The organism is Noviherbaspirillum autotrophicum (assembly GCF_000818395.1).
Taxonomy (GTDB): Bacteria; Pseudomonadota; Gammaproteobacteria; order Burkholderiales; family Burkholderiaceae_D; genus Noviherbaspirillum; species Noviherbaspirillum autotrophicum.
The window spans coordinates 746,492-762,448 of the sequence record NZ_JWJG01000028.1 but is presented as its reverse complement, the minus strand read 5'-3'; the positions used below and the strand labels follow the sequence as shown (position 1 = coordinate 762,448).

Sequence of the window (15,957 nt, the reverse complement as noted above, 5' to 3'; positions counted from 1 at the left end):
TTGGGTGGAGTTCGCGATACGAGTTTATCGCGTTGGCATTCCGCCCTTGAAATTCGCTTTACGCAACAGCGAGTCATACTGCTGCGACATAACATAGTTCTGCACTTGCGCCATGAAGTCCATCGTCACCACAACGATAATCAGCAGCGACGTACCACCGAAGTAAAACGGAACCTTCCAGCGGGCGATCAAAAACTCCGGCAGCAAACACACCAGCGTGATGTACACAGCGCCAGCGAGCGTCAAGCGCATCAAAATCTTGTCGATGTAGCGAGCCGTCTGGTCGCCAGGGCGAATGCCTGGCACAAATGCACCACTCTTCTTCAAGTTGTCTGCGGTTTCTTTGCTATTGAATACCAGTGCGGTATAAAAAAAGCAGAAGAAGACGATCGCAATTGCATACAACAATGCATGAATCGGTTCACCCGGAGCGAGCGATGCAGCCAAGTCTTTCAGGAAACGAACAAATGCGTTGCTCGTATCGCCGGAAGTAAACCAGCTGGTGATCGTCGCCGGAAACAGGATGATCGATGATGCAAAAATCGGTGGGATCACGCCCGCCATATTCAACTTCAATGGCAGATGGCTGCTCTGGCCACCGTAAATCTTGTTACCCACCTGGCGCTTTGCGTAATTCACCAGAATCTTGCGTTGGCCGCGTTCAATGAACACGACGAGGTACGTAACTGCCGCAACGATGATGCAAATCAGGATTGCTGATAGCGCGTTCATCGATCCAGTACGAACCAGCTCGAATAAACCGCCGATCGCGTTCGGCAGCCCTGCAGCAATACCCGCAAAAATGATAATTGAGATGCCGTTACCCAGACCACGCTCGGTAATCTGCTCACCCAACCACATCAAGAACATGGTTCCAGTGACCAGCGTCACAACGGTCGTAAAGCGAAACGCAAGACCCGGATCCAGTACCAAACCAGGCTGCGATTCCAATGCCACCGCAATACCAAGCGCCTGGAACGTGGCCAACACTAATGTGCCGTACCGCGTATATTGCGTGATCTTGCGGCGACCAGCTTCGCCTTCCTTCTTTAGCGCTTCCAGTTGTGGCGCAACAATCGACATCAGCTGCATGATGATCGACGCCGAAATATACGGCATGATACCAAGCGCAAAAATCGTGAATCGCGACAGTGCACCACCCGAGAACATGTTAAACATGCCAAGGATGCCACCCTGGTTTTGCTTGAACAACTGCGACAACTGGTTCGGGTCAATGCCAGGAACCGGAATGTGCGCACCGATACGGTACACGACTAACGCAGCAAGCAGGAACCACAAACGGCCCCATGGAAAACCGCTTGCCGCACTCTTCGCCAGTTGGGGTTTCGTCGCCAATTATTGCTCCGAACAAACTGCGTACTGATTTACGTACTTAAGCAACCGAACCGCCAGCAGCTTCAATGGCAGCCTTTGCACCCTTGGTGGCGATCAGGCCCTTCACTGTCACTTTCTTGGTCAGCTCGCCAGCCTTGATGACGCGAACAACGCGTGCCAGCTCGGGAACCAGTCCAGCCTGCTTCAGCGCCAGCATGTCGATCTCTGCGACCGGCAACGTTTCCAAATCGCCCAAGCGGACTTCCGCTTTGAATGGCGTTGCCAGCGATTTGAAACCACGTTTAGGCAAGCGACGTTGCAGCGGCATCTGACCGCCTTCGAAGCCAACTTTGTGGAAACCGCCGGAACGCGATTTCTGGCCTTTATGGCCGCGGCCAGCGGTTTTACCCAAACCTGAGCCAATACCGCGCCCGACGCGACGCTTAGCGTGCTTTGCACCGTCTGCCGGTAGGATGTTATTCAATTCCATGATTTGCTCCGTTCGCAAGCGTAACGCTTACGACACCACTTTCACGAGATACGAAACCTTGTTGATCATGCCACGAACCGCCGGCGTATCCTGCAGCTCGGAAACCGAGTTGACACGACGCAGACCGAGACCGCGAACAGTGGCACGATGGTCCTGACGTGTCCCGATCAAACCTTTGACCAGTTTCACTTTGATTGTGTTTGCCATCTGGACCACCTTAACCAAAAATTTCTTCGACAGACTTGCCGCGCTTGGCTGCAATTTCCGAAGGAGTGCTCATATTGGCCAAACCATTCAGCGTTGCACGAACCATGTTGTACGGATTAGTCGAGCCATACGACTTTGCCACAACATTAGTTACGCCCATCACTTCGAAAATAGCGCGCATCGGGCCACCCGCGATAACGCCGGTACCATCTTTTGCCGGCGAAATCATCACGGTGGAGGCGCCATGCTTCCCAGTGACGGTATGCTGCAGAGTGCCGTTCTTGAGCGTCACTTTGATCATCTTGCGACGCGCTTCTTCCATTGCTTTCTGCACAGCGACGGGCACTTCCTTCGACTTACCCTTACCCATGCCGATGCGGCCATCGCCATCGCCAACCACGGTCAGTGCTGCGAAACCCATGATACGACCACCCTTGACCACTTTGGTCACGCGGTTGACCGCAATCATCTTCTCGCGCAGGCCGTCGTCGCGCTCTTCGCCTTGCTGCGTCTTTGCTTGCATTTTTGCCATGACGATTCTTCCTTAGAACTTCAGACCGGCTTCGCGTGCTGCATCAGCAACCGCTTTCACGCGACCGTGATAGCGGAAACCAGAACGGTCGAACGCGACTTCCGAAATACCGGCTTTCAATGCCTTCTCTGCCACGCGCTTGCCGACCAAGGCCGCGGCGGCTGCGTTGCCGCCCTTGCCCGATTTGCCAGCCAGCTCTTGACGCACTTCCACTTCCAGCGTAGAGGCGGAGGCCAGCACCTTGGCATCGGGGCCAATGATGTTTGCGTAGATGTGCAGATTGGTGCGATGCACTGCCAGGCGATTCACCTTCAGCTCTGCAATCTTCGCGCGGGTTTGGCGTGCGCGACGCAGACGCGATTGTTTCTTGTCCATCGTCAACCCCTATTACTTCTTCTTGGTTTCTTTGAGCGTTACCACTTCGTCCACATAGCGGACGCCCTTGCCCTTATAGGGTTCGGGGCTGCGGTAAGCACGAATTTCGGCGGCAGTCTGCCCCACCTTCTGCTTGTCGACGCCCTTGACCACGATCTCCGTCTGAGACGGGGTTTCGCATTTGACGCCAGCCGGCATTTGATGAACGACCGGGTGCGAGAAACCGAGCGAGAGATTCAGCTTGTCACCTTGAGCTTGGGCACGATAACCCACGCCAACCAGCGACAGCTTTTTCTCGAAGCCCTTGGTTACGCCGTTGACCATGTTATTGACCAACGCGCGCACCGTACCGGACATTGCATTTGCTTCGCGGCTGTCGTTAGCCGGCGAAAACATCAGCGTGCCGTTGTTGTTTTCGATCTTCACCAGACCATTCAGGGACTGGGTCAGTGCACCCAGTGGACCTTTTACCGTAATATTCTCTGCCGAGATGGTCGCTTCAGCGCCCGTCGGCAGTGCAATCGGCATTTTACCTACACGAGACATCTTGCACTCCTTAGGCCACGTAGCAAATGACTTCGCCACCGACGCCGGTTGCGCGTGCTTTGCGGTCTGTCATCACACCCTTCGGCGTGGAGACAATCGCCACACCAAGGCCATTCATTACTTGCGGAATATCATCCTTGCCTTTGTAAATACGCAGGCCAGGACGCGATACACGCTCAAGGCGTTCAATAACGGGACGGCCGGCATAATACTTCAGACCGATCTTCAACTCCGCCTTACCTTCTGCTTCGGATACCGCAAAATCTTCGATATAACCTTCGTCCTTCAGGACGTTAGCAATCGCCACCTTGACTTTGGACGACGGCATAGCAACCGTGGTCTTTTGGACGCCTTGGGCATTGCGAATGCGGGTCAGCATATCGGCGATAGGATCGCTCATACTCATTGCTTGTTCTCCTATTACCAGCTAGCTTTAGTCATACCCGGAATCTCGCCGCGCATGGCGATTTCACGGATCTTATTACGGGCCAAACCGAACTTGCGGAAGGTTCCGCGCGGGCGGCCAGTCAGAGTGCAACGATTACGCTGACGGGTCGGATTTGCGTTACGCGGCAGGGCCTGCAACTTCAGGCGCGCTTCGTAACGCTCTTCTTCCGATTTCGATTGATCGTCGATGATTGCCTTCAACTCGGCACGCTTACCTGCATACTTCTTCACCAGGTCGGCGCGCTTTTGTTCACGGTTAATCAGTGCCAGTTTTGCCATGGCAGCCTCAGTTTCTGAACGGGAATTTAAATGCGGCGAGGAGCGCTTTCGCTTCGTCGTCGGTCTTCGCAGTCGTGGTGATGCTGATATTCATGCCACGCAGCGCGTCGATCTTGTCGTACTCGATCTCGGGGAAAATAATTTGCTCTTTCACACCGATATTGTAGTTACCGCGACCGTCGAACGAGCGACCGGAAACGCCACGGAAGTCACGCACGCGCGGCAGCGCGACGGTGATCAAGCGATCCAGAAATTCATACATACGTGCGCCACGCAAGGTCACCATGCAGCCAATCGGATAGCCTTCGCGAATCTTGAAACCTGCGATCGCCTTGCGCGCCTTGGTAACAACCGGCTTCTGACCGGCGATCTTCGTCATGTCGCCGACGGCATGCTCGATGATTTTCTTGTCCGCAACGGCTTCCGACAAACCCATGTTCAGGGTGATTTTTGTCAGACGCGGAACTTCCATCACCGACTTGTAACCAAACTTGCCGGTCAAGTCAGCAACGACTTTTTCTTTATAAAACTGTTGGAGACGGGCCATGATGTCTTACACCTTAACGACTTCGCCATTGGACTTGAAGACGCGGACCTTCTTGCCATCCACTTCCTTGAAGCCCACGCGATCTGCCTTGCCAGTCGCCGCATTGAACAATGCAACGTTGGACACGTGAATTGGCATCAGCTTATCGACGATGCCGCCAGTAGTACCGGTCATCGGGTTCGGCCGCAGCGCCTTCTTGGCAACGTTGACACCCTCGACCACGACGTAGTCGACACCAACGCGCTGCTTAACCACACCGCGCTTGCCCTTATCCTTACCGGTCAGGACGACGACTTCGTCGTTTTTCCGAATCTTATCCATGACGACTCCTTACAGAACTTCAGGCGCGAGCGACACGATCTTCATGAAGCGCTCGGTACGCAGCTCGCGCGTCACTGGTCCGAAGATGCGGGTTCCGATCGGCTCAAGCTTGTTGTTCAGCAATACGGCGGCATTGCCATCGAACTTAACCAGCGAACCGTCCTGGCGACGAACGCCTTTAGCAGTACGGACGACCACGGCATTGTAAATCTCGCCCTTTTTCACACGACCACGCGGCGCAGCGACCTTAACAGTGACCTTAATAACATCACCAATGCTGGCATAGCGGCGCTTTGAACCACCAAGCACCTTAATGCACATGACTTCACGCGCACCCGTGTTGTCGGCTACTTCGAGCCGGCTTTCAGTTTGAATCATAGTATTTTCTTTCCCAACTTAATCCGCAAAACCACCCAACATGGGCGAGCGGTCAGTCTTGGTCCCGTCAGCCGACTTTACTAAGCCGCGCCGATTAGGTGGACGGTTACAAAAACTACGCAGCCTATAACAGCCGCGATTTTTTCGAACTGCAGGGCACTGCCACGACTCTTTCGCAAAACAACTTACGAAAGTCGAGCCCAGCATTATGGCATCAAAATGCCGGGCTCGCAACAACTATTTAAACGATTTGCGCAACCTGGACCACGCGGGTCACAGACCAGGCTTTCGTTTTGGAGATCGGGCGACCTTCCTGGATTTCGACGGTATCGCCTTCCTTGGCCTGGTTTGCCTCGTCGTGCGCGTGATACTTGTTCGAACGCACAACAATCTTCCCATACAAAGGATGCTTGACGCGACGCTCGACCAGAACGGTGACGGTCTTGTCCATCTTGTCGGACACCACTTTGCCAATCAGCGTGCGCTTGAGCGCCTGTTTCACTTGATCGTTCATTACTTGGCGTCCTTCCGATTCATGACCGTTTTCACGCGCGCGATGTCGCGGCGCACCTTCTTGAGTTGTGCGGTATTGTTCAGTTGCTGCGTCGCGATTTGCATACGCAGACCGAATTGCGCCCTCAGCAACTCGTTAAGCTCTTTTTGCAGAGCTGCCTGATCTTTGCCGCGGAGTTCAGATGCTTTCATGTTTCACTCCTGTTATTGGCCGACTTGACGAAGAACGAAAGTCGTCGCCAGCGGCAGCTTGGCAGCGGCCAGGCGGAACGCCTCGCGCGCCAATGCTTCGTCGACACCATCCATCTCGTACAGCACTTTGCCCGGTTGGATTTCTGCCACGTAGTACTCCGGGTTGCCCTTACCGTTACCCATACGGACCTCTGCAGGCTTTTGGGAAATCGGCTTGTCCGGGAAAATACGGATCCAGATACGGCCGCCACGCTTGATGTGACGCGTCATGGCACGACGAGCTGCTTCGATCTGGCGTGCAGTGATACGACCGCGACCGACTGCCTTCAGACCAAATTCGCCGAACGACACTGCGGTGCCGCGCTCGTGCGAAATGCCCTTGTTGCGACCTTTTTGCTCTTTGCGATATTTTCTGCGTGCTGGTTGCAGCATGATTATTCTCCTGCTTTCTCAACCGGCGCCGCGCCTTCGGCCTTCTTCGGAGCACGAACGCGTTTGGCTGCGGGGGTAGCCGCACCAGATTCGCCTTCCTTCCTAGCGCGCGGACGTCCGCCCGGTTTTCCGTCGTCACGACGTGGGCCGCGACGCTTCTTGTCTTCTTCGGCCGGTGCTTCGATGGTCGGCGCTTCGCCGCTAGCCAGTCGATCACCCTTGTAGACCCAGACCTTGATGCCGATAATGCCGTAGGTCGTTTCAGCTTCGCCGAAGCCATAATCGATGTCAGCGCGCAAGGTATGCAAAGGCACGCGACCTTCGCGGTACCATTCCTGACGCGCAATTTCGATGCCGTTCAGACGACCGGACGACATGATCTTGATACCCTGAGCACCCAAGCGCATCGCATTTTGCATGGCGCGCTTCATCGCGCGGCGGAACATAATACGCTTTTCCAACTGCTGAGCAATCGAGTCAGCGATCAGTTGCGCATCGACCTCCGGCTTGCGGATCTCTTCGATATTGACGTGCACCGGCACACCCATCATCTTGGTCAGGTCGGACTTCAGAACTTCGATGTCCTCGCCTTTTTTGCCAATTACAACGCCCGGACGGGAGCTGAAAATCGTGATGCGGGCATTCTTCGCCGGGCGCTCGATCAGGATGCGACCAACGGAGGCGTTCTTCAGTTTCTTCTTGAGGTAAGTGCGAACTTCCAGATCTTCGTTGAGCATGCTGGCAAAGTTGCTATTGCCTGCATACCAACGCGAACCCCAGTTACGCGTTACCGCAAGACGGAAACCGGTCGGATGAATTTTCTGTCCCATCGTGACTCCTTAGTTACCGACAGTCACGTAGATGTGACAGGTTTGCTTCGAAAAGCGATCACCACGGCCTTTTGCACGCGCGATGAAGCGCTTGAGGACCGCACCTTTTTCGACGTAGATCGTCTTGACCTTCAATTCGTCGATATCCGCGCCGTCATTGTGCTCTGCGTTCGCTATTGCGGACTCGAGAACTTGCTTGATGATGACCGCACCCTTTTTCGGGCTGAAGGCCAGGATATTCAACGCTTGATCAACATTTTTGCCGCGGATCAGATCGGCGACCAGGCGGCCTTTTTGGGCCGACAGGCGCGCGCCACGGAGAGTAGCTTTAGTTTCCATATCGGACCTTATTTCTTAGCCTTCTTGTCAGCGGCGTGCCCCTTAAACGTACGGGTCAACGCGAATTCACCGAGCTTGTGACCGACCATATTCTCGGATACATACACCGGCACGTGCTGCTTGCCGTTATGTACCGCGATTGTCAAGCCAATGAAATCCGGCATGATCGTCGAACGACGCGACCAGGTCTTGATCGGCTTCTTGTCCTTCGTCGCTTGCGCTGCCTCGACCTTCTTGATCAGGTGGGCGTCACAGAACGGCCCTTTTTTCAATGAACGTGTCATGTGTTACCCCTTATTTCTTGCCGCGGCGCGAGACGATCATCGAAGTCGTGCGCTTGTTGCTGCGCGTCTTCTTACCCTTGGTCTGCTGGCCCCATGGCGATACCGGATGACGGCCTGCGGAAGTACGACCTTCACCACCACCGTGCGGGTGGTCGATCGGGTTCATTACCACACCACGCACGGTCGGGCGAACGCCACGCCAACGCGTCGCACCAGCCTTACCGATCTTGCGCAGGTTGTGCTCGCCGTTGCCGACTTCACCAACGGTTGCGCGGCACTCGATGTGCACGCGACGCACTTCACCGGAGCGCAAACGCACCTGAGCGTACATACCTTCGCGTGCCATCAACACAACGCCTGCACCGGCCGTACGCGCCATTTGAGCACCTTTACCCGGCAGCATCTCGACGCAGTGCATCGTGGTACCGACAGGGATATTACGGATCGGGAGGCAGTTACCGGCCTTGATCGGCGCTTCAGCGCCGTTCATCAACTGATCGCCAACCGCGACACCCTTCGGAGCGATGATGTACTTGCGCTCGCCATCGGCGTAGCACAGCAATGCGATATGCGCGCTGCGGTTCGGGTCGTATTCGAGACGCTCAACCTTCGCCGGGATACCGTCCTTATTGCGACGGAAATCGACAACGCGATAATGGTGCTTATGACCGCCGCCAATGTGGCGAGTGGTGATATGGCCATTATTATTGCGACCTGCAGTCTTCGATTTCTTTTCGACGAGGCCAGCAAACGGACGGCCCTTGTACAGGTCGGGATTAACGACCTTGACCATGCCGCGGCGACCGGCCGACGTCGGTTTCATTTTCACGAGTGCCATTATTTAGCCTCCTCGGTGAAGTTGATTTCCTGCCCCGGCTTCAGGCAGACATATGCCTGGCGAGTGTGGTTACGACGACCGATAAAACGTCCGGCGCGCTTTTGCTTGCCTTGACGGTTTACGACCTGCACCGATTCCACTTGCACCTTGAACAGCAACTCGACAGCCGCCTTGATTTCCGGCTTGGTTGCGTCCGGTGTGACACGGAAAACAACTTGTTCGTTCTTCTCTGCGACGAAGGTTGCCTTTTCCGAAATCACCGGAGCCAGCAGCACTTTCATCAGGCGCTCTTCGCTATGCTTCACATTCGCGTTCATGCCAGCATCTCCTCAATCTTTGCCAATGCCGGCTTGGTGATCAAAACCTTTTTGTAGAACACCAGCGAAACAGGATCGGCATGACGCGGCTCGACTACCAGCACGTTCGGCAGATTGCGCGAAGCGAGCAACAGGTTTTCGTCGAGATTGTCAGTAATTACCAGCACAGAATCCAGACCCATGCCTTTGAGCTTTTGCGCCAAGAGCTTGGTCTTCGGGGCGTCGACCGAGAGGTTCTCGACAACCGACAGACGACCTTCGCGCGCCAACTGGGAAAGAATCGAGCAGACACCTGCGCGATACATTTTCTTGTTGACCTTGTGCGAGAAGTTCTCGTCCGGGGAGTTCGGGAAAATACGACCGCCACCACGCCACAGCGGAGAGGACGACATACCGGCACGAGCGCGACCCGTACCTTTTTGACGCCACGGCTTCTTGGTCGTGTGGCTAACTTCCTCACGGTCTTTCTGCTTGCGGTTACCGCTACGGGCGTTCGCCTGATAGGCAACCACGACTTGGTGAATCAGCGCTTCGTTATAGTCACGACCGAAAATGGTATCCGGCGCGGCGATGTTGGATGCAGCTTGACCTTGGTCATTCAGGAGCTTCAGTTCCATCGATTAGGCTCCCTTCTTTGCTTTGACTTTAACAGCGGGAAGAACGATTACTTCGCCGTTCTTCGCACCCGGCACCGCCCCCTTGACCAGCAGGAGCTGGCGCTCGGCGTCGACGCGAGCAATTTCAAGATTTTGCACGGTGGTAGTGACGTCACCCATGTGACCGGTCATGCGCTTACCCGGGAACACACGACCCGGATCCTGCGCCATACCGATAGAACCCGGCACGTTATGCGAACGGGAGTTACCGTGGGTTGCACGACCGGAACCGAAGTTGTAGCGCTTGATCGTACCAGCGTAGCCCTTACCGATGGACACGCCTTGCACGTCCACCTTCTGACCAGCTTCGAACATGCTGACGGCGATGGTGTCGCCAGCCTTCAGTTCGGCAGCCTTTGCTGCATCGATACGGAACTCTTTCAGGACGGTACCAGCTTCAACACCTGCTTTTGCAAGGTGACCGGCTGCCGCTTTGTTAACGCGGGAAGCGCGGCGCTGACCGAAGGCGACTTGAACAGCGGAGTACCCGTCTGTTTCGTCGGTTTTGATTTGCGTCACACGGTTGTTCGACACGTCCAGCACGGTAACAGGAATCGTATCCCCGTCATCCGTAAAGATGCGCATCATACCAACCTTGCGACCAACAAGGCCTAGGCTCATTGTTTTCTCCATTCCCGCCTACGATTGGGCGGGGCTGATGTTTGTACTACTAAAACGCATTGGCACGAGGTGTCGTGCCAATACCGAAGCCGAGCAGTATATCCCGAAATTTTGCATCACACAACCATCCAATTGCGAAATTGTGGTATGTCGGGTTACACCGCCTTATTCAACGATTACTGCAGCTTGATTTCGACATCAACGCCAGCGGGCAGATCGAGCTTCATCAGCGCGTCAACCGTCTTGTCGGTCGGATCGACGATATCCATCAGGCGCTGATGGGTGCGAATTTCGAACTGATCGCGCGATGTCTTGTTTACGTGCGGCGAACGCAAGATATCGAAACGCTGAATGCGAGTCGGCAGCGGAACCGGGCCCTTAACAACAGCGCCAGTACGCTTTGCGGTGTCGACGATTTCCAGCGCGGACTGGTCGATCAGACGATAGTCGAAAGCTTTCAAGCGGATGCGGATTTTCTGGTTTTGCATGACTTTTCCTTAAAAGAGCGAGCCGCGAGCAAGTGATCGCTCGCGGCAATGTTTAATCAAAGAGCGAAGATAAATCTAGCAGCCGAGTTACTCGATGATTTTGGCAACGACGCCGGCGCCGACGGTACGGCCGCCTTCGCGGATTGCGAAGCGCAGACCTTCTTCCATCGCGATCGGGGAAATCAGTTTCACCGTGATCGAGACGTTATCACCCGGCATCACCATTTCCTTGTCCTTCGGCAGCTCGATCGCGCCAGTCACGTCCGTGGTACGGAAGTAGAACTGCGGACGGTAGTTGTTGAAGAACGGGGTGTGGCGACCACCTTCATCCTTGGAGAGCACATAGATCTCGCCGGTGAAGTGGCTGTGCGGCTTGATCGAACCCGGCTTGGCCAGCACTTGACCACGCTCGACTTCTTCACGCTTGGTGCCGCGCAACAGCACGCCGACGTTGTCGCCTGCCTGACCTTGATCGAGCAGCTTGCGGAACATTTCCACGCCGGTGCAGGTGGTCTTGACGGTATCGCGGATACCAACGATTTCGATTTCTTCGCCGACCTTGATGATGCCGCGCTCAACGCGGCCGGTCACCACGGTACCACGGCCAGAGATCGAGAACACGTCTTCCACCGGCATCAGGAAGGTACCGTCCACGGCACGCTCCGGAGTCGGGATGTAGGAATCCAGCGCATCGGCCAGCTTCATGATTGCCTGCTCGCCCAGCTCGCCCTTGTCGCCTTCGAGCGCCAGCTTAGCCGAACCGCGGATGATCGGCAGATCGTCGCCCGGGAATTCGTACTTGGAAAGGAGCTCACGCACTTCCATTTCGACCAGCTCGAGCAGCTCGGCGTCGTCGACCATGTCGCACTTGTTCAGGAACACGATGATGTACGGCACACCAACCTGACGGGCCAGCAGGATGTGCTCGCGGGTTTGCGGCATCGGGCCGTCGGCGGCGGAGCACACCAGGATTGCGCCGTCCATCTGCGCGGCGCCGGTGATCATGTTCTTCACATAGTCGGCGTGGCCAGGGCAGTCCACGTGGGCGTAGTGGCGGTTCGCTGTTTCGTATTCGATGTGCGCGGTGTTAATCGTAATGCCGCGTGCCTTTTCTTCCGGCGCCGCATCGATTTCGTCGTATTTCTTCGCTTCGCCGCCGAACTTCGACGACAACACGGTTGCAATTGCTGCAGTCAGCGTGGTCTTGCCATGGTCAACGTGACCAATCGTGCCCACATTCACGTGCGGTTTTGTCCGCTCAAACTTGCCTTTTGCCATTTTAAATTTCCTTCAAAAAGAACGATTTGTTTAAATTGTCGCGAATCGCGAAAGCCGGCCGCGATCGATTTGATCGCGGCCGGCAGTCGTGTTACTTGCCCTTGGCGGTAATGACTGCGTCAGCAACGTTTTTCGGTGCTTCAGCATAGTGCTTGAATTCCATCGTGTACGTTGCGCGACCTTGGGTCAGCGAACGCAGCGTGGTGGAATAACCGAACATTTCCGACAGCGGGACTTCGGCGCGCACAATCTTGCCGCCACCCGGAATGTCGTCCATGCCCTGAATCATGCCGCGACGGGAGGACAAGTCACCCATCACGTCACCCATCTTCTCTTCCGGCGTCTCGACTTCCACCGCCATCATCGGCTCAAGCAGAACCGGGCTGGCCTTGCGGCAGCCTTCCTTGAACGCCATCGACGCGGCCATGCGGAACGCGTTTTCGTTCGAGTCAACGTCGTGGTACGAACCGAAGAACAGCGTGACCTTTACGTCCACCACCGGATAACCGGCCATCACACCGGTTGGCAGCGTTTCAATAACACCCTTTTCGACTGCGGGAATGTATTCACGCGGAACCACACCGCCCTTGATCGCATCGACGAATTCAAAGCCTTTGCCCGGCTCCTGCGGCTCGATCTTCAGGACGACGTGACCGTACTGACCACGACCACCGGACTGCTTGACGAACTTGCCTTCGGCTTCCTCGCACGTCCTGCGGATCGTTTCGCGATATGCGACCTGCGGCTTGCCGACGGTCGCTTCCACGCCGAATTCACGCTTCATGCGGTCGACGATAATTTCCAGGTGCAGCTCGCCCATGCCGGAAATAATGGTCTGGCCGGATTCTTCATCGGTCTTCACGCGGAACGACGGATCTTCCTGCGACAGACGATTCAGCGCCAAGCCCATCTTTTCCTGATCAGCCTTGGTCTTCGGCTCGACAGCCTGCGAAATCACCGGCTCCGGGAACACCATGCGCTCGAGAGTAATGACGGATTCCGGATCGCACAGCGTTTCGCCAGTAGTCGCCTCCTTCAGACCAACGGCAGCGGCGATGTCGCCTGCGCGGACTTCCTTGATTTCTTCGCGCTGGTTCGCATGCATCTGCAGCAGACGACCGATACGCTCCTTCTTGCCCTTTACCGGATTGAACACGGTATCGCCCGAATTCACCACACCGGAATAGACGCGGAAGAAGATCAGCTGACCGACAAATGGGTCGGTCATGATCTTGAACGCGAGAGCGGAGAACTTCTCGTTATCGTCAGCCTTGCGCTCTGCCGGCTGCTCGTTTTGGTCAAGACCCTTAACCGGCGGAATGTCGGTCGGTGCTGGCAGGTACTCGATCACGGCGTCAAGCATGGCCTGCACGCCCTTGTTCTTGAATGCGGTACCGCACATCATCGGAACGATCTCGCCGCCAATAGTGCGCTGGCGGATCGCCTTCTTGATCTCGGCTTCGGTCAGATCGCCTTCTTCCAAGTATTTGTTCATCAACTCTTCGCTGGACTCGGCGGCAGCTTCGACTAACTTCTCGCGCCATTCGTCGCAGGTCGCCTGCAATTCAGCCGGAATGTCGCGATAGTCGAACTTCATCCCCTGGGAAGCGTCGTCCCAGTAGATGGCCTTCATCTTAACGAGGTCGACCACGCCTTCGAAGTTTTCCTCGGCGCCGATCGGCACTTGAACCGGAATCGGGTTCGCCTTCAGGCGAGCGCGCATCTGCTCGTAGACCTTGAAGAAATTCGCGCCGGTACGGTCCATCTTGTTGACGAATGCCAGACGCGGGACGCCGTACTTGTTGGCTTGACGCCAAACGGTTTCGGATTGCGGCTGCACGCCACCCACTGCGCAGTACACCATGCAGGCACCATCCAGCACGCGCATGGAACGCTCCACTTCGATAGTGAAGTCCACGTGACCAGGGGTGTCGATGATGTTGATGCGGTGCTCGGGGAAGTTGTTGGCCATGCCCTTCCAGAAGCAGGTCGTCGCAGCGGAAGTAATGGTAATGCCGCGCTCTTGCTCTTGCTCCATCCAGTCCATGGTCGCCGCGCCATCATGCACTTCGCCGATCTTGTGATTAACACCGGTGTAGTACAGGATACGTTCGGTAGTAGTGGTCTTACCGGCATCGATATGAGCGGAGATACCGATGTTACGGTAGCGCTCGATGGGGGTCTTGCGAGCCATATTCAATCCTAAGTCTTTAATGGTCGAAAACCGAGCGCCGCTTTTTCAAGAGATGCGCCCGGTTTTAACCGATTTACATTGCTGAGCCTTCAACGATGCGAAGGCCACGATTCAAACTACTATTAGAAACGGAAGTGGGAGAACGCCTTGTTGGCTTCTGCCATACGGTGCACTTCATCACGCTTCTTCATCGCACCGCCACGGCCTTCGGCCGCTTCCATCAACTCACCGCCCAGACGCTGCGGCATAGATTTTTCGCTGCGCTTGTTAGCAGCTTCGCGCAACCAGCGCATGGACAGCGCCATGCGGCGCACCGGGCGTACTTCCACCGGCACTTGGTAGTTAGCGCCACCGACGCGACGGGACTTCACTTCCACCATCGGCTTGCAGTTGTTTATTGCAGCGGTGAACACTTCGAGCGGATCCTTGCCGGACTTAGCCTTGATATGGTCAAACGCGCCATAAATGATGTTCTCGGCGACCGATTTTTTACCGGACAGCATCAGGACGTTGACGAACTTGGCTACTTCAACATTGCCGAATTTCGGATCCGGCAGGATTTCCCGCTTGGGGACTTCACGACGACGTGGCATTTCGATTCCTTTCACTCTTCAGTTGAGCTGCAGCACTGAGTGTTTTGCTGCCCGCTCGCGGATACCCCTATCGAGCATCCACTTACTCGACCCGTTCGGGGCCGACTCCTACTCCGCACAGTGAAGCACCCTGCGGAAAACTTGATTACTTCTTGGCTGCGCCAGCTTTCGCGCGCTTGGCACCGTACTTCGAACGTGCCTGCTTACGATCCTTGACGCCCTGGGTATCCAGCGCACCGCGCACCATGTGGTAACGCACACCCGGCAAGTCCTTCACACGGCCGCCGCGAATCAGCACGACGCTGTGTTCCTGCAGGTTGTGACCTTCACCACCGATATACGAAATGACTTCGAAACCGTTGGTCAGACGAACCTTGGCGACCTTACGCAGAGCCGAGTTCGGCTTCTTCGGAGTCGTGGTGTATACGCGGGTGCAGACGCCGCGCTTCTGCGGGCTGTTTTCCAGCGCCGGCGATTTGCTCTTCACAGCTTCGGAAACCCGAGGCTTGCGAATCAGTTGATTAATGGTTGGCATCGGTCTAAATCCAACAAAAACTACGTTAATAAAAATACAGCTCCAAAAACATTTACTTGGAACCGAGAGGAAAAACCTTCGCGCGAGCTGCGCGTTCGATTCAATACCAAAGGGGGAAAGCGTTGCGAAAGGCGGGGAAATCTGACCAAAGAACGCTTAAGCCCTGAAGAGCCTAAAATCGAGAACTCGCGAGTATAGCGTTGTTAACAGTCCTCGTCAACCAGCGTAGGCGATACGGTTCAAAAATGCAACCCTGTCGGTCCCGCATGTAACATGCAGTGGTGTAAGTAGGCGCCCACTTACCGAGTTCTTCAACTGAAAAGCCACATTCCACCGAAACGTAGCGATTAACTCTTTCCAAGCGTAAAGTTATGCATTCTCAAGAAAGAA

26 protein-coding genes are annotated in these 15,957 nt (G+C 55.5%); all 26 read right to left on the bottom strand.

The features are described 5' to 3' along the window. Nucleotides 1-24: 24 nt before the first annotated feature. The 26 genes from secY to rpsL all read right to left on the bottom strand — a co-directional run bounded on the left by secY (nt 25) and on the right by rpsL (nt 15,567). The gene (secY, locus tag TSA66_RS04800; protein ID WP_040039198.1) at nt 25-1,356 is read right to left on the bottom strand and encodes a preprotein translocase subunit SecY; all 1,332 of its coding nucleotides are present in this window, start codon (nt 1,354-1,356) and stop codon (nt 25-27) included. A 37-nt stretch (nt 1,357-1,393) separates the two neighbouring features. Then, nucleotides 1,394-1,825 carry a 50S ribosomal protein L15 gene (gene rplO / locus TSA66_RS04795; protein ID WP_040039197.1) on the bottom strand — a complete coding sequence of 144 codons (432 nt, stop codon included), beginning with the start codon at nt 1,823-1,825 and terminating at the stop codon, nt 1,394-1,396. A gap of 27 nt (nt 1,826-1,852) precedes the next feature. Next, on the bottom strand, nt 1,853-2,032 hold the full coding sequence (gene rpmD / locus TSA66_RS04790; protein WP_040039196.1) for a 50S ribosomal protein L30: 180 nt from the start codon (nt 2,030-2,032) through the stop codon (nt 1,853-1,855). Between the two features lie 10 nt (nt 2,033-2,042). Next, on the bottom strand, nt 2,043-2,564 hold the full coding sequence (rpsE, locus tag TSA66_RS04785) for a 30S ribosomal protein S5 (protein ID WP_040039195.1): 522 nt from the start codon (nt 2,562-2,564) through the stop codon (nt 2,043-2,045). 12 nt (nt 2,565-2,576) lie between these two features. After that, on the bottom strand, nt 2,577-2,939 hold the full coding sequence (gene rplR / locus TSA66_RS04780) for a 50S ribosomal protein L18 (protein WP_040039194.1): 363 nt from the start codon (nt 2,937-2,939) through the stop codon (nt 2,577-2,579). Between the two features lie 12 nt (nt 2,940-2,951). Next, nucleotides 2,952-3,485 carry a 50S ribosomal protein L6 gene (gene rplF, locus TSA66_RS04775; RefSeq protein WP_040039193.1) on the bottom strand — a complete coding sequence of 178 codons (534 nt, stop codon included), beginning with the start codon at nt 3,483-3,485 and terminating at the stop codon, nt 2,952-2,954. Nucleotides 3,486-3,495: 10 nt separating this feature from the next. Beyond that, on the bottom strand, nt 3,496-3,891 hold the full coding sequence (gene rpsH, locus TSA66_RS04770) for a 30S ribosomal protein S8 (RefSeq protein WP_040039192.1): 396 nt from the start codon (nt 3,889-3,891) through the stop codon (nt 3,496-3,498). Nucleotides 3,892-3,905: 14 nt separating this feature from the next. Next, entirely contained in the window at nt 3,906-4,211 is a 306-nt protein-coding gene (rpsN, locus tag TSA66_RS04765) for a 30S ribosomal protein S14 (RefSeq protein WP_040039191.1), read from the bottom strand. Nucleotides 4,212-4,218: 7 nt separating this feature from the next. Then, on the bottom strand, nt 4,219-4,758 hold the full coding sequence (gene rplE, locus TSA66_RS04760; RefSeq protein ID WP_040039190.1) for a 50S ribosomal protein L5: 540 nt from the start codon (nt 4,756-4,758) through the stop codon (nt 4,219-4,221). Between the two features lie 6 nt (nt 4,759-4,764). Beyond that, nucleotides 4,765-5,079: a 50S ribosomal protein L24 gene (rplX, locus tag TSA66_RS04755; RefSeq protein WP_040039189.1), complete on the bottom strand. Its 315-nt coding sequence runs from the start codon at nt 5,077-5,079 to the stop codon at nt 4,765-4,767. A gap of 9 nt (nt 5,080-5,088) precedes the next feature. Further along, nucleotides 5,089-5,457 (bottom strand): 50S ribosomal protein L14, encoded by a 369-nt coding sequence (gene rplN / locus TSA66_RS04750; RefSeq protein WP_040039188.1) that lies wholly within the window; start codon nt 5,455-5,457, stop codon nt 5,089-5,091. A 241-nt stretch (nt 5,458-5,698) separates the two neighbouring features. Next, nucleotides 5,699-5,971, bottom strand: a complete 273-nt coding sequence (gene rpsQ / locus TSA66_RS04745) for a 30S ribosomal protein S17 (RefSeq protein ID WP_040039187.1) — start codon at nt 5,969-5,971, stop codon at nt 5,699-5,701. Beyond that, nucleotides 5,971-6,162, bottom strand: a complete 192-nt coding sequence (gene rpmC, locus TSA66_RS04740; RefSeq protein ID WP_040039186.1) for a 50S ribosomal protein L29 — start codon at nt 6,160-6,162, stop codon at nt 5,971-5,973. The genes rpsQ and rpmC overlap by 1 nt, the downstream gene beginning before the upstream one ends. 12 nt (nt 6,163-6,174) lie before the next feature. After that, on the bottom strand, nt 6,175-6,594 hold the full coding sequence (rplP, locus tag TSA66_RS04735; RefSeq protein WP_040039185.1) for a 50S ribosomal protein L16: 420 nt from the start codon (nt 6,592-6,594) through the stop codon (nt 6,175-6,177). 2 nt (nt 6,595-6,596) lie between these two features. Then, entirely contained in the window at nt 6,597-7,424 is an 828-nt protein-coding gene (rpsC, locus tag TSA66_RS04730; RefSeq protein WP_040039184.1) for a 30S ribosomal protein S3, read from the bottom strand. Between the two features lie 9 nt (nt 7,425-7,433). Next, nucleotides 7,434-7,763, bottom strand: coding sequence for a 50S ribosomal protein L22 (rplV, locus tag TSA66_RS04725; RefSeq protein WP_040039183.1), 330 nt, complete (start codon nt 7,761-7,763; stop codon nt 7,434-7,436). A gap of 8 nt (nt 7,764-7,771) precedes the next feature. After that, a complete protein-coding gene (gene rpsS / locus TSA66_RS04720) occupies nt 7,772-8,047 on the bottom strand; it encodes a 30S ribosomal protein S19 (protein WP_040039182.1) in 276 nt (91 codons plus the stop codon). A gap of 10 nt (nt 8,048-8,057) precedes the next feature. Beyond that, nucleotides 8,058-8,885, bottom strand: a complete 828-nt coding sequence (rplB, locus tag TSA66_RS04715) for a 50S ribosomal protein L2 (protein WP_040039181.1) — start codon at nt 8,883-8,885, stop codon at nt 8,058-8,060. After that, on the bottom strand, nt 8,885-9,202 hold the full coding sequence (gene rplW / locus TSA66_RS04710; protein ID WP_040039180.1) for a 50S ribosomal protein L23: 318 nt from the start codon (nt 9,200-9,202) through the stop codon (nt 8,885-8,887). The genes rplB and rplW overlap by 1 nt, the downstream gene beginning before the upstream one ends. Then, nucleotides 9,199-9,819, bottom strand: coding sequence for a 50S ribosomal protein L4 (gene rplD / locus TSA66_RS04705; protein WP_040039179.1), 621 nt, complete (start codon nt 9,817-9,819; stop codon nt 9,199-9,201). Before rplD ends, rplW begins: the two co-directional genes overlap by 4 nt. A gap of 3 nt (nt 9,820-9,822) precedes the next feature. Continuing rightward, entirely contained in the window at nt 9,823-10,479 is a 657-nt protein-coding gene (gene rplC / locus TSA66_RS04700; protein WP_052452111.1) for a 50S ribosomal protein L3, read from the bottom strand. Between the two features lie 176 nt (nt 10,480-10,655). Further along, entirely contained in the window at nt 10,656-10,967 is a 312-nt protein-coding gene (rpsJ, locus tag TSA66_RS04695; protein WP_019139724.1) for a 30S ribosomal protein S10, read from the bottom strand. 87 nt (nt 10,968-11,054) lie between these two features. Next, nucleotides 11,055-12,245, bottom strand: a complete 1,191-nt coding sequence (gene tuf, locus TSA66_RS04690; RefSeq protein WP_040038612.1) for an elongation factor Tu — start codon at nt 12,243-12,245, stop codon at nt 11,055-11,057. Nucleotides 12,246-12,336: 91 nt separating this feature from the next. Continuing rightward, nucleotides 12,337-14,439, bottom strand: a complete 2,103-nt coding sequence (fusA, locus tag TSA66_RS04685; RefSeq protein ID WP_040039177.1) for an elongation factor G — start codon at nt 14,437-14,439, stop codon at nt 12,337-12,339. 122 nt (nt 14,440-14,561) lie between these two features. After that, nucleotides 14,562-15,032, bottom strand: coding sequence for a 30S ribosomal protein S7 (rpsG, locus tag TSA66_RS04680; RefSeq protein WP_040039176.1), 471 nt, complete (start codon nt 15,030-15,032; stop codon nt 14,562-14,564). A gap of 145 nt (nt 15,033-15,177) precedes the next feature. Next, on the bottom strand, nt 15,178-15,567 hold the full coding sequence (gene rpsL, locus TSA66_RS04675) for a 30S ribosomal protein S12 (protein ID WP_040039175.1): 390 nt from the start codon (nt 15,565-15,567) through the stop codon (nt 15,178-15,180). Nucleotides 15,568-15,957 lie beyond the last annotated feature (390 nt).

What these genes read in the sequence shown, in the direction of transcription:
- rpmD (WP_040039196.1), bottom strand. Translation starts at nt 2,032, where the DNA reads ATGGCAAACACAATCAAAGTGAAACTGGTCAAAGGTTTGATCGGGACA.
- rplV (WP_040039183.1), bottom strand. Translation starts at nt 7,763, where the DNA reads ATGGAAACTAAAGCTACTCTCCGTGGCGCGCGCCTGTCGGCCCAAAAA.
- tuf (WP_040038612.1), bottom strand. Translation starts at nt 12,245, where the DNA reads ATGGCAAAAGGCAAGTTTGAGCGGACAAAACCGCACGTGAATGTGGGC.
- rplF (WP_040039193.1), bottom strand. Translation starts at nt 3,485, where the DNA reads ATGTCTCGTGTAGGTAAAATGCCGATTGCACTGCCGACGGGCGCTGAA.
- rplE (WP_040039190.1), bottom strand. Translation starts at nt 4,758, where the DNA reads ATGGCCCGTCTCCAACAGTTTTATAAAGAAAAAGTCGTTGCTGACTTG.
- rplO (WP_040039197.1), bottom strand. Translation starts at nt 1,825, where the DNA reads ATGGAATTGAATAACATCCTACCGGCAGACGGTGCAAAGCACGCTAAG.
- rpsJ (WP_019139724.1), bottom strand. Translation starts at nt 10,967, where the DNA reads ATGCAAAACCAGAAAATCCGCATCCGCTTGAAAGCTTTCGACTATCGT.
- rplC (WP_052452111.1), bottom strand. Translation starts at nt 10,479, where the DNA reads ATGAGCCTAGGCCTTGTTGGTCGCAAGGTTGGTATGATGCGCATCTTT.
- rplN (WP_040039188.1), bottom strand. Translation starts at nt 5,457, where the DNA reads ATGATTCAAACTGAAAGCCGGCTCGAAGTAGCCGACAACACGGGTGCG.
- rplR (WP_040039194.1), bottom strand. Translation starts at nt 2,939, where the DNA reads ATGGACAAGAAACAATCGCGTCTGCGTCGCGCACGCCAAACCCGCGCG.
- rpsN (WP_040039191.1), bottom strand. Translation starts at nt 4,211, where the DNA reads ATGGCAAAACTGGCACTGATTAACCGTGAACAAAAGCGCGCCGACCTG.
- rplD (WP_040039179.1), bottom strand. Translation starts at nt 9,819, where the DNA reads ATGGAACTGAAGCTCCTGAATGACCAAGGTCAAGCTGCATCCAACATC.
- rplW (WP_040039180.1), bottom strand. Translation starts at nt 9,202, where the DNA reads ATGAACGCGAATGTGAAGCATAGCGAAGAGCGCCTGATGAAAGTGCTG.
- rpsH (WP_040039192.1), bottom strand. Translation starts at nt 3,891, where the DNA reads ATGAGTATGAGCGATCCTATCGCCGATATGCTGACCCGCATTCGCAAT.
- rplX (WP_040039189.1), bottom strand. Translation starts at nt 5,079, where the DNA reads ATGGATAAGATTCGGAAAAACGACGAAGTCGTCGTCCTGACCGGTAAG.
- rpsL (WP_040039175.1), bottom strand. Translation starts at nt 15,567, where the DNA reads ATGCCAACCATTAATCAACTGATTCGCAAGCCTCGGGTTTCCGAAGCT.
- rpsE (WP_040039195.1), bottom strand. Translation starts at nt 2,564, where the DNA reads ATGGCAAAAATGCAAGCAAAGACGCAGCAAGGCGAAGAGCGCGACGAC.
- rpmC (WP_040039186.1), bottom strand. Translation starts at nt 6,162, where the DNA reads ATGAAAGCATCTGAACTCCGCGGCAAAGATCAGGCAGCTCTGCAAAAA.
- rpsS (WP_040039182.1), bottom strand. Translation starts at nt 8,047, where the DNA reads ATGACACGTTCATTGAAAAAAGGGCCGTTCTGTGACGCCCACCTGATC.
- rpsQ (WP_040039187.1), bottom strand. Translation starts at nt 5,971, where the DNA reads ATGAACGATCAAGTGAAACAGGCGCTCAAGCGCACGCTGATTGGCAAA.
- fusA (WP_040039177.1), bottom strand. Translation starts at nt 14,439, where the DNA reads ATGGCTCGCAAGACCCCCATCGAGCGCTACCGTAACATCGGTATCTCC.
- rpsG (WP_040039176.1), bottom strand. Translation starts at nt 15,032, where the DNA reads ATGCCACGTCGTCGTGAAGTCCCCAAGCGGGAAATCCTGCCGGATCCG.
- rpsC (WP_040039184.1), bottom strand. Translation starts at nt 7,424, where the DNA reads ATGGGACAGAAAATTCATCCGACCGGTTTCCGTCTTGCGGTAACGCGT.
- rplB (WP_040039181.1), bottom strand. Translation starts at nt 8,885, where the DNA reads ATGGCACTCGTGAAAATGAAACCGACGTCGGCCGGTCGCCGCGGCATG.
- rplP (WP_040039185.1), bottom strand. Translation starts at nt 6,594, where the DNA reads ATGCTGCAACCAGCACGCAGAAAATATCGCAAAGAGCAAAAAGGTCGC.